The organism is Ectopseudomonas oleovorans (genome assembly GCF_029845265.1).
Taxonomy (GTDB): Bacteria; Pseudomonadota; Gammaproteobacteria; order Pseudomonadales; family Pseudomonadaceae; genus Aquipseudomonas; species Aquipseudomonas oleovorans.
Map to the genome: position 1 here is coordinate 94,995 of NZ_JAOCLK010000011.1, position 16,246 is coordinate 111,240.

20 protein-coding genes are annotated in these 16,246 nt (G+C 64.2%); 10 read left to right on the plus strand and 10 right to left on the minus strand.

The genetic code is table 11. The annotated features are described in order from the left end of the window. Positions 1–92: 92 nt before the first annotated feature. The 3 genes from N5J71_RS08255 to N5J71_RS08265 are packed head-to-tail and all read right to left on the minus strand — an operon-like array spanning position 93 to position 3,179. A complete protein-coding gene (locus tag N5J71_RS08255; RefSeq protein WP_084341483.1) occupies positions 93–791 on the minus strand; it encodes an SDR family oxidoreductase in 699 nt (232 codons plus the stop codon). Continuing rightward, positions 791–1,720, minus strand: a complete 930-nt coding sequence (locus tag N5J71_RS08260) for an alpha/beta hydrolase (protein ID WP_279916650.1) — start codon at positions 1,718–1,720, stop codon at positions 791–793. Before N5J71_RS08260 ends, N5J71_RS08255 begins: the two co-directional genes overlap by 1 nt. Continuing rightward, the gene (locus tag N5J71_RS08265; RefSeq protein WP_279916651.1) at positions 1,704–3,179 is read right to left on the minus strand and encodes a flavin-containing monooxygenase; all 1,476 of its coding nucleotides are present in this window, start codon (positions 3,177–3,179) and stop codon (positions 1,704–1,706) included. The genes N5J71_RS08260 and N5J71_RS08265 overlap by 17 nt, the downstream gene beginning before the upstream one ends. Before the next feature lie 98 nt (positions 3,180–3,277). On the opposite strand from N5J71_RS08265, the gene N5J71_RS08270 reads away from it, so the two are divergent. The 3 genes from N5J71_RS08270 to N5J71_RS08280 all read left to right on the plus strand — a co-directional run bounded on the left by N5J71_RS08270 (position 3,278) and on the right by N5J71_RS08280 (position 5,928). Beyond that, complete coding sequence (locus N5J71_RS08270; RefSeq protein WP_279916653.1) at positions 3,278–4,297, plus strand: AraC family transcriptional regulator; 1,020 nt, start codon at positions 3,278–3,280, stop codon at positions 4,295–4,297. Positions 4,298–4,548: 251 nt separating this feature from the next. After that, complete coding sequence (locus tag N5J71_RS08275; RefSeq protein WP_279916654.1) at positions 4,549–5,427, plus strand: DNA-3-methyladenine glycosylase family protein; 879 nt, start codon at positions 4,549–4,551, stop codon at positions 5,425–5,427. Between the two features lie 3 nt (positions 5,428–5,430). Next, the gene (locus N5J71_RS08280; protein ID WP_072425619.1) at positions 5,431–5,928 is read left to right on the plus strand and encodes a methylated-DNA--[protein]-cysteine S-methyltransferase; all 498 of its coding nucleotides are present in this window, start codon (positions 5,431–5,433) and stop codon (positions 5,926–5,928) included. Positions 5,929–6,117: 189 nt separating this feature from the next. Here the strand turns inward: N5J71_RS08280 and N5J71_RS08285 are convergent, their stop codons facing one another. The 5 genes from N5J71_RS08285 to aroC form a co-directional block, all read right to left on the minus strand. Beyond that, positions 6,118–6,675: a histidine phosphatase family protein gene (locus N5J71_RS08285; protein WP_279916655.1), complete on the minus strand. Its 558-nt coding sequence runs from the start codon at positions 6,673–6,675 to the stop codon at positions 6,118–6,120. Then, positions 6,672–6,863 (minus strand): PLDc N-terminal domain-containing protein, encoded by a 192-nt coding sequence (locus N5J71_RS08290; RefSeq protein WP_003460883.1) that lies wholly within the window; start codon positions 6,861–6,863, stop codon positions 6,672–6,674. Before N5J71_RS08290 ends, N5J71_RS08285 begins: the two co-directional genes overlap by 4 nt. Before the next feature lie 61 nt (positions 6,864–6,924). Next, positions 6,925–7,464, minus strand: coding sequence for an acireductone dioxygenase (locus tag N5J71_RS08295; protein ID WP_003460882.1), 540 nt, complete (start codon positions 7,462–7,464; stop codon positions 6,925–6,927). 16 nt (positions 7,465–7,480) lie between these two features. Further along, positions 7,481–8,641 (minus strand): MFS transporter, encoded by a 1,161-nt coding sequence (locus N5J71_RS08300; RefSeq protein WP_003460881.1) that lies wholly within the window; start codon positions 8,639–8,641, stop codon positions 7,481–7,483. Beyond that, a complete protein-coding gene (gene aroC, locus N5J71_RS08305) occupies positions 8,638–9,729 on the minus strand; it encodes a chorismate synthase (RefSeq protein ID WP_003460880.1) in 1,092 nt (363 codons plus the stop codon). The genes N5J71_RS08300 and aroC overlap by 4 nt, the downstream gene beginning before the upstream one ends. 298 nt (positions 9,730–10,027) lie before the next feature. Here aroC and N5J71_RS08310 point away from each other — a divergent pair, with 298 nt between their 5' ends. After that, on the plus strand, positions 10,028–10,990 hold the full coding sequence (locus N5J71_RS08310) for an alpha/beta hydrolase (RefSeq protein ID WP_039964689.1): 963 nt from the start codon (positions 10,028–10,030) through the stop codon (positions 10,988–10,990). Positions 10,991–11,026: 36 nt separating this feature from the next. Next, positions 11,027–11,827, plus strand: coding sequence for a hypothetical protein (locus N5J71_RS08315; RefSeq protein ID WP_074857913.1), 801 nt, complete (start codon positions 11,027–11,029; stop codon positions 11,825–11,827). Positions 11,828–12,058: 231 nt separating this feature from the next. On the opposite strand, the gene prmB is transcribed toward N5J71_RS08315, so the two are convergent. After that, on the minus strand, positions 12,059–12,979 hold the full coding sequence (prmB, locus tag N5J71_RS08320; RefSeq protein ID WP_074857911.1) for a 50S ribosomal protein L3 N(5)-glutamine methyltransferase: 921 nt from the start codon (positions 12,977–12,979) through the stop codon (positions 12,059–12,061). Between the two features lie 78 nt (positions 12,980–13,057). Next, positions 13,058–13,186 carry a hypothetical protein gene (locus N5J71_RS08325; RefSeq protein ID WP_017679228.1) on the minus strand — a complete coding sequence of 43 codons (129 nt, stop codon included), beginning with the start codon at positions 13,184–13,186 and terminating at the stop codon, positions 13,058–13,060. Positions 13,187–13,341: 155 nt separating this feature from the next. Here N5J71_RS08325 and N5J71_RS08330 point away from each other — a divergent pair, with 155 nt between their 5' ends. The 5 genes from N5J71_RS08330 to N5J71_RS08350 all read left to right on the plus strand — a co-directional run. After that, entirely contained in the window at positions 13,342–13,938 is a 597-nt protein-coding gene (locus tag N5J71_RS08330) for a cysteine hydrolase family protein (RefSeq protein ID WP_074857908.1), read from the plus strand. A gap of 81 nt (positions 13,939–14,019) precedes the next feature. Continuing rightward, positions 14,020–14,340, plus strand: a complete 321-nt coding sequence (locus N5J71_RS08335) for a hypothetical protein (protein ID WP_074857906.1) — start codon at positions 14,020–14,022, stop codon at positions 14,338–14,340. 165 nt (positions 14,341–14,505) lie between these two features. Continuing rightward, positions 14,506–15,063: a Smr/MutS family protein gene (locus tag N5J71_RS08340; protein WP_003460873.1), complete on the plus strand. Its 558-nt coding sequence runs from the start codon at positions 14,506–14,508 to the stop codon at positions 15,061–15,063. 77 nt (positions 15,064–15,140) lie between these two features. Then, positions 15,141–15,686, plus strand: coding sequence for a GTP cyclohydrolase I FolE (gene folE / locus N5J71_RS08345; RefSeq protein WP_003460872.1), 546 nt, complete (start codon positions 15,141–15,143; stop codon positions 15,684–15,686). Between the two features lie 194 nt (positions 15,687–15,880). After that, a partial coding sequence (locus N5J71_RS08350; protein ID WP_003460871.1) for a glutaredoxin family protein occupies positions 15,881–16,246 on the plus strand: 366 nt, incomplete at its 3' end.

A 16,246-nucleotide genomic window follows, 5' to 3' on the forward strand; every position in this document is an offset into this window, starting at 1 on the left:
CCGACGGCAATTGGCCAGCCTGCATGCCTCGCCGGAACGCACGGGCGACTCAGCCAGGCCATCAGCAACCTGTTGATCCAGCCCGGCGTGATCTACCCAAGGCTGAACACCAGGCCGAATTGCAGCCCCACCGGGCGATGCACGGTGCTGCCGTGGGCCTGCTTCCAGGCTGCTTCGGCGATCTGCTCGGCCTCCAGACGCACGCCGAGACGGCGCATCACCGGCGGACGCTTCGCCTGGCTGCGGACCATCGGCGTGTCGACGAATGGCGGCATCAGATCCCCCACGCGAATGCCGTATTCACGCCACTCCAGCTCCAGCGCCTCGGTAAGCCCACGCACGACGAACTTGCTGGCCGAGTAGCTGGCCAGTTGCGGCACGCCATAGAGCGCCGAGGCCGAGCCCATGTTGATCACTTGCGCCGCTGACGTGACCTTGAGATAGGGATAGGCCGCATGGCAAAGATTGAGCACGCCGAGCACATTGATCTGTACCTGGCGCGTGTGCTGCTCCAGCTCGATATCGGCGAAGGCACCGGTGCGCAGAATGCCTGCGCCATTGAACAGCAGGCGCAACTGACCGCCGCTCAGCGCGCAGAAATCGCCCAGCGCGGCCTTCACTGCTGCGGCCTCGACCACATCCAGCGGCGCATGCCACGCGCCGCCCAGCTCGGCGACCAGCGCCTTTTCATCGACATCGAGCAGTCCGACACGCCAGCCCCGTGTGTGAAACAGTCGCGCGGTGGCGGCGCCAATGCCCGATGCAGCACCGCTGATGAGGATGCTGCTCATCACAAGCCCCGTTCACGGAGAAAGGCCGCCACGCGGGCAATGGCGTAATCTGCCGTACGCAACATGCCGACGTGCGCCTGGAACACGTGCCACAGCCCCGGATAACGCTCCAGGCGCACGTTCACCCCGGCCGCCTTGGCGCGCTCGGCCAGACGCAGGCTGTCGTTGAGCAGCAACTCGTCTTCGCCCACCTGAATCAGCGTCGGCGGCAGTTGGCTGAGGTCGGCGAACACCGGTGACATGCCCGGGTCGTTGCGCGGCAGGTCAGCCGGGCAATACAGATCGGCAGCCTGTTCGATCCAGCTGGGGTGGATCAGCGGATCGCCGGCGTGCGGCTCGTGCATCTGCTCGCCAGTGAAATCGGTGACCGGCGAGAAGCACACCAGGGCGGCGGGCGGCGGCAGGCCGAGTTCGATGATGCGCAGGCAGCCGACCAGGCTCAGGTTGCCGCCGGCCGAGTCGCCGCCAATGGCGATCTGTTCGGGCCTATAGCCGACCTCCAACAATGCCTGGTAAGCCGCCACCACATCATCGCGCGCCGCCGGATAGGGATACTCCGGCGCCAGGCGGTAGTCCAGCGCACAGACCTCCAGAGCAGCGCGTTTGGCCAGGCTGGCGCAGATGCCTCGGTGCGTGTCTGGTCCGCCGATCATGAAGGCGCCGCCGTGCAAGTAGAGCAGCACGCTGCCGCTGCTGACAGGCGGTCGATGCCACTCGCAAGGGCGCCCGGCCAGGGTATCGGCGCTGCGGCTGACGCCGCGCGGCGTCAGGGTGATGGCGGTGAGCGCACGCAGCACACGACGCTGCCCGGCCACCGGCATCGGCGGCCGTACCAGGCCACGGAAGAACAAGCGCAGAAAGCCGCGCAACAGGCCGCGCAGCAGCATCTGCTCGGCGGCTGGGGCTTTGAAGTCAGCGGACGCAGTCATAGTCGGCAAGCTCCGGAGTACGGGTCATGAGGCGATAGGTAAAGGTGAACCCCGGCCAGTTGTTGGTGTTCTTGCCGGTCGCGGTCTTGTACCAGCTGTCGCAGCCCTGTTCCCATATCGTTCGATGAGTCGCCTGCTGCAGATCGGCGTTGTAACTGCGCTGCACCGTCGGGCGCAGATCGAGATAACGCAGCCCCTGTTCGCGCAGCGCCTGCAGGCAGCCCAGTACGTAGGCGTACTGGCTCTCGAGCATATAGAGAATGGAGTTGTGGCCGAGGTTGGTGTTCGGCCCGTAGAGCAGGAACAGGTTGGGAAAACCGCTGACGCTGATGCCCTTGTAGGCCTCGGCGCCCCCCTTCCAGGCCTGATTCAGCTCCAGCCCATCGAGGCCGCGAATGTGCATCGGCGCGAGGAAATCGGTGGCGGTGAAACCGGTGCCGTAGATAAGCACATCGCAGGGATGCTCACGACCATCGGCCGTCACCAGCGACTGCTCGCGCACTTCGCGAATCGCCGAGTCGACGATCTCGACATTGGCCTGCGCCAGTGCCGGGAAGTAGTCGTTGCTGATCAGGATACGCTTGCAGCCCATGGGGTAGTTCGGCTGCAACCGCTCACGCTTGCCGGCATCGGGCATCTGCCGCTGCAGGTGACGGGTGAAGCTGTGGCGGAACAGGCGCATCAGCCAGGGGAAGCGGATAAAGGCCAGCGCACGGCCCTCGTGATGCAGGTATTGCAGGAGGCGGTCGGCGCGTTGCAGCAGGGGCAAACGCTGTTTTAGAGCAATCTCCCAGGGTCGATAGGCACGATCCGGCTTGGCCAGCACATAGGCAGCCGAGCGCTGGAACAGGCTCAGGCTGGCGACCTTAGGCTGGATCTGCGGCACGAACTGGATCGCCGAAGCGCCGGTGCCGATTACCGCCACGCGCTTGCCGGTCAGATCCAGATTATGGCGCCAGCGCGCCGAATGAAAAGCCTCGCCGCGAAAATGCTCCAGGCCGGGCAGTTTCGGGTAGGCCGGCCGATTGAGCTGGCCGCAGGCACTGACCAGCGCCTGCGTTTCGATCAATGCGCCCCCTGCCAGCTCGACACGCCAAATGCCGCGCGCGGCATCGAACTCGGCGCCGAGCACTTCGCTGTTCAGACGGATGTGCGGGCGCAGCCGGTGTTTCTCCACGCACTGCAGGATGTAGGCGTGGATTTCCGCCTGTGGTGCGAACTTGCGCGACCAGTCGTGCTTGGGCTCGAAGGAAAAGGAATACAGGTGCGAAGGCACATCGCAGGCGGCGCCTGGATAGCTGTTGTCGCGCCAGGTACCGCCGACCTCGCCGGCCTTTTCCAGCAACAGGAAGTCGTCCTCACCGGCCTTGCGCAACTGCATGGCCAGGCCCAGACCGGCAAAGCCGCTGCCGATGATCAACACGCGCCAGGGCGCGTTCGTACGGGGGTTGTTGTGCATTGTAGTGACCCGTGTATGGCGATGAGCAGATGCTACTTGCCTCGCCCTGCCCGGGTTATGGCATAGTCGGCCAGGATATTGTGATTTTCGGACAATCTATGTCATCCCCCTGGCCAGCACGCCGCAGCATCACCAGCATTCAGTTGCTCACGCAGCTGGGGCTCGATCTTGGCCTGAGCCTGGACAGGTGCCTGCATGAAACGGGGCTCAGCCCGGTGCAGTTGGCCAGCCTGAACGGGGAAATCGAAGCGCAGCGTGAGCTGCAGTTGATCGCCAACCTGGTCGAGGCACTACCCGCAGTCGAAGACCTTGGCCTTCAGGCCGGTCGGCGCTACCACCTGACCACCTACGGGGCCTGGGGTTACGCCATTCTCAGCAGCGCCACGGTGCGCCAGGCCGCCGAACTTGGCCTGCGCTATCACGGCCTGACCTATGCCTTCACCCGCATCAGTCTTAGCGTGGATGACGCCATCGCCAGCCTGAGTTTCGACGACAGCGCCCTGCCCCCGGCGCTGCATGACTTCATCGTGCAGCGCGACATGCTCGGTGCCCTGGTGGTCGTGCGCGAGCTGCTGGGCAGCACGCTGCAATTGCTGACCGTGGAGCTGCGCCAGCCTGCACCGGCTGACGTCTCACCCTTTATCGCCGCCTTCGGCCAGGTGCCGCGCTTCGGCGCGGCGCACAATCGCCTGGGTTTTGCCGCCGATTTGCTGGACAACCCACTGCCACGAGCCAACCCGCAACTGGTCAGCGCCTGTGAACAGCAATGCCAGGCGTTGCTGGCGCGCCATCAATGGCATCAGGGCCTGGCCGGACGGGTGCGTCAGTTGCTGTTGCAGTCGCCGGGACAGATCGCCGACATGGAACAGGTCGCAGAGCGCCTGCACCTGAGCAGCCGCACCCTGCGCCGGCGCCTGATCGAAGAAGACACGAGCTTCCGTGCCCTGCAGGACGAAGTGCGCCAGGCGCTGGCCGAAGAGCTGCTGGCCGCCGGCGGCCTGAGCCTGGAAGAGATTGCCGAGCGCCTGGGTTATGGAGAACTGTCAAACTTCATCCACGCCTTCAAGCGCTGGAAAGGCGTAACGCCGGGGCGTTATCAACGGGAAGCGTTGGTGTAGGGCGTACCGGGACGCCGGCCGCTCGGAAGCAGTACGCCATCACGGTAGGCACTATGTGTGGACTGTTCGCTGGCGCTCCTGAGTCCACCCTACGAGCTGGCGCTACGAGTGCTCGGCATTCCGATCCACCCTACGAGCGGTCGGCGTAACGATCCATCGGAGTCGCGTCCAGGCAGCCTTCGCGGGCGTGCCGAGGTTTGAAAGTCATCTTCTCGCTGACAAGGCGCAAACGCCGCGCTAGGGTGCCAGCCATGAATATCATCACGCTGCTTCTGCCCTACCAACCGCCCTGGGACTGGCAACAGTTCCACAGCCACTTCGCCCTGCGCGCGATTCCCGGGCTGGAGTCACTGAGCGCGGACAGCTACAGCCGCGGCTTCAGCATCGACGGCACACCCGGCTGGTTTCGGGTTGCCCCGCTGCCAGGGCAGAACGCGCTGGAACTGCGCTGCCGCCTGGCCTCGCCCGCACATCTCGATCAACTCGAACAGCGCGTGCGGCGCATGTTCGACCTCGACAGCGAGCCCGAGGCGATTGCCCTGCACCTGAGCACTGATGAACTGCTCGCCCCGCTGCTGCAGCGCAATCCCGGCCTGCGCCTGCCGGTGGCGTTCGATCCGTTCGAACAGGCGGTGCGCGCCATCGTCGGCCAGCAGGTCACGGTCAAGGCGGCGGTCACCATAGTCGGGCGCCTGGTACAGCGTGTCGGCGCACGGATCGAGACGCCAGAAACGCTGGGCATCAGCCATCTGTTCCCCTCGCCACAGGCGCTTGCCGAGGCCGACCTGAGCGGCATCGGCATGCCCGGCAAACGTGTGCAGTGCCTGCAACATTTCGCCGCGCGCATTGCCGATGGCGGTCTGAAACTGCATCTGGCCGACGGCAGTGCAGCCCTGATCGAGCAGCTATGCGCCCTGCCAGGCATCGGCCCGTGGACAGCCGAGTACATCGCCCTGCGCGCGTTCGGTGAGGCCGACGCCTTTCCCGCCAGCGACCTGGGTTTGCTCAAGGCGCCGGTATGGGGAACGGAAGGTATCGATGCGCGCCGCCTGAAAACACGCGCGGAAGCCTGGCGCCCGTGGCGCGCTTATGCGGCGGCGCATCTCTGGCATAACTATTCGGGAGGCTGAGTCATGCATTACCGCTACCACGACAGCCCCGTCGGTCCGCTGCTGATCGCAGCCGACGACAGCGGCCTGCAACTGCTGCTGATGGAGCTGGACAGCCGGCCCTGGCGCATCGAAGACCATTGGCAGCCCGCTGGCCGCGAGCTGGACGCCGTGTGCAGCCAGCTCGATGAATACTTCGCCGGCAAGCGCCGTCAGTTCGAATTGCGCCTGGCGCCGAGGGGCACAGCATTTCAGCAGGCGGTCTGGCAGGCGCTGTTGGCCATACCCTACGGTCGCACCTGCAGCTATTCGGAGCTGGCCAATGTCATCGGCAGACCGCAGGCCGTACGCGCGGTGGGGACGGCCAATGGCGCCAACCCCATCTCCATCATCGTGCCCTGCCATCGCGTGATCGGCCGGGACGGCAGCCTGACCGGTTATGCCGGTGGCCTGCCGCGCAAGCAGCAGTTGCTGGAACTCGAGGGTGTATTGCAGCCAACGCAGGCGCAACTGGCTTTGTAGCCTAGGCTCTGTACGAAAAGTGCCTGCGCTCAGTGATGCTTCGTTAAAAACGGGCTGGAACGCCAGCCCGGTCGAATGCTCATTTACAGCTCGTAAACTCGAGTGCAAGCCCAGTCCGTTCCTCACCCGTTTTTGCGGGGCCGCCATCGGTATCGCCTGACCTTCGCTCGACGACTTTTCGTACACACCCTAGGGCGCGGGTATGCGCGCCAGAGGCTCTGCACGCGGACGCAGGGGCAAAGCCAGAATCAGCCCTTCGCCCGACGCCGGAAAGATGCCGGTCAGGGCGGTGATATTGACCTGATGGGAAACCAGCACCAACGGCGCGCCAGCAGGCAGTTGGTTGACCGAGCGAATCAGCTCGGCGGTCTGCTCGGCACCATCCTCGGGCTTGCCGAAGAACGAATCCAGCGCCGCGAATGGTTGTACCGGGCCGCGCTGCATGTTGCTGGCCGTGTCCAGCGCGCGGCACCAGCGACTGCTGAGAAGCCGCGGCTGTTCGATCCCCTGACGCGCGAGCAACTCGCCCCAGCGCCGGGCCTCGGCACGCCCTTGAGCGTTGAGGTTGCGCTGGGTTTCGCATTGTCCCAGGCGAAAGTTCGCCGGGTCGCCCGTACCCGGCGCGGTGGCGTGACGCATGAGTATCAGCGCACGACCTTCGCGCAATGCCTGCCAGGCGTCGGCGTTATCTGCTGCCACACTGAACAGCGGCAGCAGCGCCAAGACCAGCAGCCACAGACGCCTCATATTCTGACGTTGCCGCGCGGCCCCATCAGCGCCCAGATGATCAGGCCGATTACAGGCAACAGCACGATCAGCAGAATCCATAGAATCTTGATTCCAGTTTCCGCGTTGCTTTTGACCACGTTGATGATGGCCCAGATATCCAGGGCCAGGATGACCAGGCCGAGCAGCCCATTGAAGGTGGAACCCATGACGACACTCCTGTCTGAAAGGTTGCCTGCATAGGATAGTCGTTGATTGGCTGGGGTTCCCTCAGTCCCCCAGGCGCGGAAAGCGGCTGGCGATATCGTCGCCCGTCCGCTCTGGCGTCTCGTCGCCAAGGCTCAGGCGCAGAGCCAGCACGTGCGGTTCTTCACCTAGGTCGAACCAGTGACGAGTGCCGGCCGGCAGCGTCAGCAGGTCGCCACGCTCCCCCTGCAGCACATACACGTAGCCATCCAGATGCACGCTGAGCTGGGCGAAACCACCCAGGAACAACCAGGTACTGGCGCTAGACTGCACTTGCTCGTCCAAATACCGAGCGCGCAACTCCAGTTTCTGCGGATGGTTGCGCTGCAGGTTGAACAGCTCCTGCTGCACATGGCCTTCCTTGCCCATGAACGCCTGCAGCCACAGACCATAGGCAGCGTCGAACTCGGCCTGCTCACAGCCGGGGCGCAACGCAGCCGGCAATTCCACCTGGCGATAGTCGATGTCCACCGCGGACAGGGTGCTGGCGATATCGTCGGCGTGGTTGAGAACCTTGTTCGGCAGTTCCGGGGAGGTGTGCGGGTAGACGGCGAGACTGCTCATGGAGGGTTCACTCGATTCAGGGTCGCTCGGGCGGCAGACGGGTGGCAATGATGAAGGCTGCCAGCAAGGCTACCAGACTGGCGATGGCGAAGGTCCAGGCCGGGCCCAGGCCCTTCCAGCTGTAACCGGCATATAGCGCGCCCAACGCACCGCCGATGCCGGCCAGGCTGACATAGAGCGCCTGGGCCTGCCCCTGCTGGCGGTCCGCAAAACTGCGCTGCACGAAGTGGATACAGGCAGCATGGAACGCGCCGAAGGTGGCGGCGTGCATGCACTGCGCCAGCAGCAGCACCGGCAGGTACTGGGGCAGACCGCCCAGCAGCAGCCAGCGCATGGCGGTGATCAGGAAGCTGGCCAGCAGTACCGCGCGCAGCGAGTAGCGCTGCAGCAGTCGCGCCATGACCAGGAACAGCAGGATCTCCGCCGCCACCCCCAAGGCCCAGAACAACCCGATGGCGCCACGACTGTAGCCAACGCCCTCCAGGTGCAGAGTGAGGAAGGTGTAGTACGGGCCGTTGCTCAACTGCATCAGCCCGACGCTGAGGTAAAACGCGAGGATGCCGGGGCGACGCAATTGGCGCACAAAGCCTTCCGGCTCCAGCGTGCTCGGGCGCAGCACAGGCTGTGCATTGGGCACCCAGAAACTGCTGACGACGATACCGGCCATGATCACCAGCAGCGCTGCCGGATAGGCATCCAGACTCAGCCACTCAAACAGCAGGCCGAGGCCGACCACGGCGACGATAAAGCCGATGCTCCCCCACAAGCGAATCTGGCTGTAGCGCGCCGCCTGCTCGCGCAGATGGGCCAGGGTGATGACCTCGAACTGCGGCAGCACCGCATGCCAGAAGAAGGCGTGCGTGGCCATGATCAGCGCCAGCCAGGCGTAGCTTTGACTGAAGAAGATGCCGGCGAAGCAGACCAGGGTGCACAGCGCGCCGAAACGTACGATCAACAGGCGCTGCCCGGTGTGGTCACCCAGCCAGCCCCACAGGTTCGGTGCCAGACAGCGCATCAGCATGGGAATGGCGATCAGCTCGCCGATCCGCGCCGGAGAAAAGCCCAGGTGGTCGAAGTACAGCGCCAGGAACGGCGCCGTACCCCCGAGCAGAGCGAAGTAGAAGAAGTAGAAGCCGGACAGCCGCCAGTAAGGCAGGGCCGCACGCGCCCAGGTCACAGCTGTGGCAGCACCGGTGTGGTGACGCGCACGTCGGCGTTCTGCGCGCGGTGACGCAGCAGGTGATCCATCAGCACGATGGCCATCATCGCCTCGGCGATCGGCGTGGCACGAATGCCCACGCAGGGGTCGTGACGGCCCTTGGTGATCACATCCACCGGGTTACCGTCGACGTCGATGGAGCGCCCCGGCGTGGTGATGCTGGAGGTCGGCTTGAGCGCCAGGTGGGCAACGATCGGCTGGCCACTGGAAATACCACCGAGAATGCCGCCAGCGTTATTGGAGAGGAAGCCCTCCGGAGTCAGCTCGTCGCGGTGCTCGGTGCCACGTTGGGCGACGCAGGCGAAGCCGGCGCCGATCTCCACGCCCTTGACCGCGTTGATGCTCATCAGCGCATGGGCCAGTTCGGCGTCGAGGCGGTCGAAGATCGGCTCGCCGAGGCCCGGCATCACCCCTTCGGCGACCACGGTGATCTTCGCGCCGACCGAATCCTGGTCACGGCGCAGCTGATCCATGTAGGCCTCCAGCTCCGGCACCTTGTCCGGGTCGGGGCTGAAGAAGGCGTTCTGCTCGACGCTGTCCCAGGTCTTGAACGGGATCTCGATGGGGCCGAGCTGGCTCATGTAGCCACGGATGACGATGCCCTGGCTGGCCAGGAACTTCTTGGCGATGGCGCCGGCCGCCACACGCATGGCAGTTTCGCGCGCCGAGCTGCGGCCGCCGCCACGGTAGTCGCGGATGCCGTACTTGTGGTGGTAGGTGTAGTCGGCGTGGGCCGGGCGGAACAGATCCTTGATCGCCGAGTAGTCCTTGGACTTCTGGTCGGTGTTGCGGATCAGCAGGCCGATGGAGCAGCCGGTGGTCTTGCCCTCGAACACGCCGGAGAGGATTTCCACCTCGTCGTCTTCCTGGCGCTGCGTGGTGTGGCGGCTGGTGCCAGGCTTGCGGCGATCGAGGTCGCGCTGCAGGTCTTGCAGAGTAATCTCGACACCAGGCGGGCAACCGTCGACGATGGCGACCAGCGCCGGGCCATGGCTTTCGCCAGCGGTGGTGACGGTGAACAGCTTGCCGTAGGTATTGCCGGACATGGGAAGACGCTCCGCGAAATTCAGCTCAGGCCCGGCGCTGCGCAGGCCCGATTCACAAGGTGGGCGAGTATACCTGCCGATAACTTGCAGTTCACCCCGAACGGGCATTTCTAAAAACGTAAGCGAGGCAGTCAGCACAAGGCTGAAAACAGGCGAAAAGCGGAGTTTACGGGCTGTAAATGAGCATTTGAGCCTGTTTTCTAACGCAGTGATGATAACGCAGCTAGTTTTTAGAAGTGCCCGAACCTTGGCCAGCCGAACGCGTCCAACGCCAGTCTGCCACTACCTTGTTCCCATCATGCTACGAGCTCTACTCTTGTCCCTCACCCTGATCACCGGCCTGGCTCAGGCCAACACCACCCAGCAATCACCCATCAGCCTCGACACCGACCAGGGCACCCTGTACGGCAGCCTGCTGGTGCCGCAAAGCGACAAGCCGGTGCCAGTGGCGCTGCTGATCGCTGGCTCCGGCCCCACCGACCGCAATGGCAACAACCCCGAGGGCGGCCATAACGATGCACTGAAGAAGCTGGCCCAGGTCCTGGCGCGCAATGGCATCGCCAGCCTGCGTTACGACAAGCGCGGCGTCGCCGCCAGCCGCGCTGCCACGCCGGACGAAAAGGACCTCAGCGTCGAGCGTTACGTGGCCGATGTCGAAGGCTGGGCCAAGCTGCTCAGGGACGATCCGCGTTTTGATCGACTGATCCTGATCGGTCACAGCGAGGGCGCACTGATCTCCAGTCTGGCCGCGCCCGCCAGCCAGGCCGATGCACTGGTGTCCATCGCCGGCCCCGCCTACCCCGTTGGCCAGGTGCTGGATATGCAGCTGGCCATGCGCCTGCCGCCGCCGCTCCTGGCCGAGAGCAGGCACATCCTCGCCAACCTGATCCGCGGCAAGCTGCAGCCCGAGGTGCCCAAGGAACTGCAAGCGATCTATCGCCCCAGCGTGCAGCCCTACCTGATCAGCCTGCTGCGCCAGGACCCGGCGGAGAACTTCGCCGCGCTGCAGATCCCCGCCTTGATCGTGCAAGGCACCCACGATGCCCAGGTCAGCCCCGACAACGCCGAAGCCCTCAAGCAGGCCAAGCCCGATGCCGAACTGGCGATGATCGCCGGCATGAACCACGTGATGCGCATCACCCCGGCGCCCTGGAACGAACAGCTGGCGTCCTACGACGATCCGCAGCTACCCTTGGCCCGTGCGCTGGGCGAACGGATCCTGTCCTTCATTCGCTCCAGTACTGAGGAAAATGGCCGATAACGCATCGAAGGCCACCGAACGGTACACAGGACGCCCATGAGCGAAAACCCAGCCCCGCAGGCACCAGCGCCAGATGCCGAAGCTGCGACAAGCGAAACGCCTGCCGCGCCGCATCCCTGGGCGGACCTGCCAGCCGAGCAATTCAGCCTGCTGCGTCTGGCGCCACTGCCCGTCGACCGGGAAACCGGTCCGCGGCCGCTGCGCTTCGTCCAGCTTGGCCGGGTGGAACGCCACGCCAAAGACACGAGCCTGCTGCGCCTGACCATCCAGGTGCCCGGCCAGCGCCTGCATCGCCAGCAAAACCTGCTGGAGGTCTGGGCCGACCATCAGCGCAAGGAAGTTCGCTTCGGCCCGGACAAGGGCCTCAGCGTAGAACCGGCCAATCGCGGCCTGGGGCGTTTTCTCATGGCTCAGGGCATTGCCTGGGCGCGCAAGCAGTACGCGCACTACCAGGTCGAGGGCGCCGCCCTGCCGACCAAGGACAATTTCAACGACGCCGCCCGCGCCCGCCGTGACCACGCGCTGAAGGCGCAGGGTTTCACCATCGAGTACAGCGACCCGTTGCAACTCAAGCCCTTCTACAGCGCACCGCGCGTCAGCTCGCTGCATGGCGACTGGCATGCAGAGAAGGTACAGATCATCGAGTTGCTGGACGCCGCGGCGATGCTGCAGCAGGCCGACCAGACGCTGCAGCAGCAGGACGTCAAACTGCGCAAGCTGGAAGATCGGCTCGAGCGTCTCAAGCGTGACGACAGTGGCCTGCGCTTCACCATCACCTGCCTGGTGGCGTTCAGCCTGTTTCAGGCGGGGTTGCTGATCTGGATCGCCACACGCTGATCCATTGCGGCGGAAGCCGCGAAAAATCAGCCCGTAAAGTAATGCCATTCAGTTGAGCCGTTGCCCTCGGTCCTTGTAGGAGCCGGCTTGCCGGCGATCCGCCATAAAAAGCATCGCCAGCAAGCTGGCTCCTACAGAAAGTGCCCCCTCCACTGTAAGTGAGAGGGGTAAAGAACTTATCTGATCAGCCTTAGCCCTACGCTCTAACAGCCCTTGGTGCGCACCGGCGAATCAGCCTTCGATACGCGAACGAAACAGTGCCTGATGCTCGCGACACTGCTTGGCCGCCAGCAGGAACACACCATGCCCGCCGCGCTGGAAGTCCAACCAAGTGAAATCCACTTCCGGGTACAGCGCTTCGACATGCACCTGGCTGTTGCCCACTTCGACGATGAGCACGCCACGCTCGGTCAGGTGATCGGCCGCTTCAGCCAGCATGCGTCGCACCAGATCCAGGCCATCATTGCCGCAGGCCAGGCCCATCTCCGGCTCGTGCTGGTACTCGGCCGGCATGTCGGCAAAATCCTCGGCGTCGACATAAGGCGGGTTGGAGACGATCAGGTCGAAACGCTGCCCCGGCAACCCGGCGAAGCCATCACCCTGCACGCAGTACACGCGCTCCTCCAGGCCATGACGCTCGATGTTGAGGTTGGCCACCTCCAGCGCGTCGAACGACAGATCGCCCAGCACCACTTCCGCTTCGGGGAATTCGTAGGCGCAGGCGATGCCGATGCAGCCAGAACCGGTGCACAGATCGAGAATGCGCGCCGGCTCGGTTGGCAACCAGGGGGCGAAGTGACGGTCGATAAGCTCGGCGATCGGCGAGCGCGGCACCAGCACACGCTCATCGACGACGAAGGGCAAACCGCAGAACCAGGCTTCGCCGAGCAGGTAGGCGGTGGGTACGCGCTCTTCGATGCGGCGCTTGAGCAGCGTCTGCAGGTGAGCGTGCTCGTCGTCTTCCAGGCGGCAATCGAGATAGGCGTCGGAGATTTCCCAAGGCAGGTGCAGCGCGCCGAGCACCAGCTGACGCGCTTCATCCCAGGCATTGTCGGTGCCGTGGCCGAAGAACAGTTGCTCGGCCTGAAAACGACTGACGGCCCAGCGGATGTAATCACGCAGGGTACGTAAACGGGTAGTGAGAGCAGTCACGGGCGGCCTCCGGGTGAAAAGTGCGGAAGTTTAGCCCAGTGCGGGTGGCCAGCGCATGAATGAGCGGTTAACGAACATTCATGAGCGCTCGCGCTTCTTGCGCAGTGCATCGTCATCAGGACGGCGCAGCTCGCGCAGAACGGCGATGGCCACGGCGATGGAGAACAGAAGCCAGAAATGCGGGGAAAACTGCGACAAAAGTGACATGGCAACTCCTTTTGCGTACGACCCTGAGTCCTTCAGGGCAGTTCCGATTCTGCTCCGGCAAAATGCACCGAGCAAGCCTTGGCGCAGATAGAGGTTCACAGAGCGCCCTGGCAAGCGGACAATGGCACATTATCACCATCAGCCAGGAGCCCGAGATGTCCCATCCGCAAACCATGTTCCAGCTCACCGGTCGTGGCCACGCACCGGCCAGCCTGAACAATGCGACCCTGCTGATCATCGATGCCCAGGAAGAGTACCGCAGCGGCGTCCTCGCGCTGCCGGGCCTGGCCCCCGCACTGGCAGAGATCGCCAGCCTGCTGGCAGCAGCGCGCAGTGCCGGTGCCGACATCGTTCACGTCAAACACCTCGGCATTCCCGGCGGCCTGCTCGACCCCAGCGGCCCGCGCGGTCGTCATCTACCGGAGGCAGCGCCACTGGCAGGCGAAATCGTGGTGGAAAAACGCCTGCCCAACGCCTTCGCTGGTACCGAGCTGCATGACCGCCTGCAGGCGCTCGGCCATCTTGACCTGATCGTCTGCGGCTTCATGACCCATTCGAGCGTCAGCACCACCGTGCGCGCAGCCAAGGACTACGGGTATCGCTGTACCTTGGTCGATGCTGCCTGCGCTACCCGCGACCTGCCTGCACCGGATGGCAGCGTGATCGCCGCCGCCGAGGTGCACCGCATCGAGATGATCGCCTTGGCCGACAATTTCGCCACCTTGGTGCCGCACGCCAAATCGCTGGTGTGAAACCTGAAGCAGTATCGCCAGCACTGCGGAACCCGGACGCGACCAGCCGGTCATACCGAGGATAAGCCAAAGGAAATCGGAATGAAGCTGTCCGACGATTTCGATGCACGCCGCTTGCGTCCACGCCCGCCGAAAAACTGGCGCCTGCGTATCGGAGCCGGCCTGGGCGCCCTGCTCGCTGCCTTCGGCATTCTGCTGGCGATGGCGGGTGTCGCCTCGCTGGCAGGCCGCGCGCCGGTACTGGGTACGCTCAACGACTCCACCGGCGAGGCCACCGTCCTGCTGCTGCTCGGCCTGTTCCTGTTGTGGGCCGGGATCGCTTTCTGGCGTCGCTGCCGCAGACGCCTGCGTCGCCCCAGCGATCTGAGCCTGTCGCCATCATTGATGAAAAAGCGCGACTGATCACCCGAAAACACAGCACCAAAAACCGTAGGAGCCGGCTTGCCGGTGATGCTCTTCTTCAATCGAATTGATGATCGCCCGCAAGCGGGCTCCTACAAATTCGTCTTTCTACGCTTACACGGCCGGCATTTGGGTAAAATGCCAGCCTGTTTCGCGGAGCCACCGATGCAAGACGACGACTTTTCCCTGTTCCAGGCCGAGCTGCGCGGCGTCAAGCCGATCAAGCACGACCGCGCCGATACCGGCAAACCCAAAACTGACCGTAAACAGTTCAACACCCTGCGCCAGGCTGCAACCATCAGCCAGGGCGAGATCAAGGTGGACGGGCTGTCCGACCAGTTCGTCATCGACGTTGGCGCTGAAGACCCGCTGTACTGGGCCGGCAACGGCGTGCAGGACGGTCAGATGCGCAAGCTCAAGCTGGGCCAGATTCCGTTCGACGGCAGCCTCGACCTCCACGGCATGAGCGTCGAGAAAGCGCGCGACACGCTGTGGGAGTTTCTCGCCGAAGCCACCAAGTTGGAGATTCGCTGCGTACGCGTCACCCACGGCAAGGCGGTGCGCATGGATGGGCGCAAACCGATGATCAAAAGCCATGTGAACACCTGGCTGCGCCAGCACCCGCAGGTGCTGGGGTTCAGCTCCTGCCTGGCCAAGCACGGCGGCACCGGCGCGGTATACATCATCCTCAAGCGCACCATGATGGATGGTCGCGACGAGTAATCAGAGAACCTGGCACTCTTGCCAGGCCCCTGTCGGCGCCCTACCCTGCGCCCATTCGATACCCAACAGGATTTTCCATGTCCCTGGAACAACAGTACACCGCGATCCTTGGCCAGCTTGGCGAGGACGTTTCCCGCGAAGGCCTGCTGGACACGCCCAAGCGCGCCGCCAAGGCCATGCAGTACCTCTGCCGTGGCTACCAGCAGACGCTGGAAGAGGTCACCAACGGCGCGCTGTTCAGCTCCGACAACAGCGAGATGGTGCTGGTCAAGAACATCGAGCTGTATTCGCTGTGCGAGCATCATCTGCTGCCGTTCATCGGTAAGGCCCATGTTGCCTACATTCCCAACGGCAAGGTGCTCGGCCTGTCCAAGGTAGCGCGCATCGTCGACATGTACGCCCGCCGCCTGCAGATCCAGGAAAACCTCAGCCGGCAGATCGCCGAAGCAATTGAGCAGGTCACCGGCGCACTCGGCGTGGCAGTGGTCATCGAAGCGCAGCACATGTGCATGATGATGCGTGGCGTGGAGAAGCAGAACTCCTCCATGGTCACCTCGGTGATGCTCGGCGAATTCCGCAGCAACCCGGCGACCCGCGGCGAATTCCTCAATCTGGTTCGTTGACACCACTCAAGACGACGGCCGCTCACTTCGGTGAACGGCCGTCGCCGTTTAGCGTGAAAGTCGCGTAGCGACGCCTTCTTCGATGACCCTTCTCCCACCGGGAGAAGGTGGCGCGAAGCGCCGGATGAGGGTGGGCACGCCGCAAAGATCATTTGCAGTGCCGCCCGCGGCATGCCCGTTCAGGAGTTAGAAAGATGTTGCTCAAAGCCCTTCGTATCGGCCTGGGTCAGCTCGTCGTGTTCGCCGACTGGATCAGCCGCCCGCGCAAGCTAAAGCGCAGCCCCGAGGCGCAAGCCGAGGTCGAGCGCGCCACGGCCAACCTGGCGCTGTACCAGTTCCACGCCTGCCCGTTCTGCGTCAAGGTCAGGCGCAGCCTGCACCGCCTCAACCTGCCGGTGCAACTGCGCGACGCCAAGAACAACGCCGAACATCGTCAGGCACTGGAGCAGCACGGCGGCCGCATCAAGGTGCCGTGCCTGCGCATCGAGGAAAACGGCCAGAGCACCTGGCTGTACGAGTCCAAGGCGATCATCGCCTATCTGGATCAGCGCTTCGCCGGT

Bases quoted from the DNA above. Each gene is read 5' to 3' on its own strand.
- N5J71_RS08255 (WP_084341483.1), bottom strand. From the start codon at position 791: ATGAGCAGCATCCTCATCAGCGGTGCTGCATCGGGCATTGGCGCCGCC.
- N5J71_RS08275 (WP_279916654.1), top strand. From the start codon at position 4,549: ATGAATATCATCACGCTGCTTCTGCCCTACCAACCGCCCTGGGACTGG.
- N5J71_RS08310 (WP_039964689.1), top strand. From the start codon at position 10,028: ATGCTACGAGCTCTACTCTTGTCCCTCACCCTGATCACCGGCCTGGCT.
- N5J71_RS08315 (WP_074857913.1), top strand. From the start codon at position 11,027: ATGAGCGAAAACCCAGCCCCGCAGGCACCAGCGCCAGATGCCGAAGCT.
- N5J71_RS08280 (WP_072425619.1), top strand. From the start codon at position 5,431: ATGCATTACCGCTACCACGACAGCCCCGTCGGTCCGCTGCTGATCGCA.
- N5J71_RS08265 (WP_279916651.1), bottom strand. From the start codon at position 3,179: ATGCACAACAACCCCCGTACGAACGCGCCCTGGCGCGTGTTGATCATC.
- aroC (WP_003460880.1), bottom strand. From the start codon at position 9,729: ATGTCCGGCAATACCTACGGCAAGCTGTTCACCGTCACCACCGCTGGC.
- N5J71_RS08335 (WP_074857906.1), top strand. From the start codon at position 14,020: ATGAAGCTGTCCGACGATTTCGATGCACGCCGCTTGCGTCCACGCCCG.
- N5J71_RS08290 (WP_003460883.1), bottom strand. From the start codon at position 6,863: ATGGGTTCCACCTTCAATGGGCTGCTCGGCCTGGTCATCCTGGCCCTG.
- N5J71_RS08325 (WP_017679228.1), bottom strand. From the start codon at position 13,186: ATGTCACTTTTGTCGCAGTTTTCCCCGCATTTCTGGCTTCTGTTCTCC.
- N5J71_RS08295 (WP_003460882.1), bottom strand. From the start codon at position 7,464: ATGAGCAGTCTCGCCGTCTACCCGCACACCTCCCCGGAACTGCCGAAC.
- N5J71_RS08270 (WP_279916653.1), top strand. From the start codon at position 3,278: ATGTCATCCCCCTGGCCAGCACGCCGCAGCATCACCAGCATTCAGTTG.
- N5J71_RS08285 (WP_279916655.1), bottom strand. From the start codon at position 6,675: ATGAGGCGTCTGTGGCTGCTGGTCTTGGCGCTGCTGCCGCTGTTCAGT.
- N5J71_RS08330 (WP_074857908.1), top strand. From the start codon at position 13,342: ATGTCCCATCCGCAAACCATGTTCCAGCTCACCGGTCGTGGCCACGCA.
- N5J71_RS08340 (WP_003460873.1), top strand. From the start codon at position 14,506: ATGCAAGACGACGACTTTTCCCTGTTCCAGGCCGAGCTGCGCGGCGTC.
- N5J71_RS08260 (WP_279916650.1), bottom strand. From the start codon at position 1,720: ATGACTGCGTCCGCTGACTTCAAAGCCCCAGCCGCCGAGCAGATGCTG.
- folE (WP_003460872.1), top strand. From the start codon at position 15,141: ATGTCCCTGGAACAACAGTACACCGCGATCCTTGGCCAGCTTGGCGAG.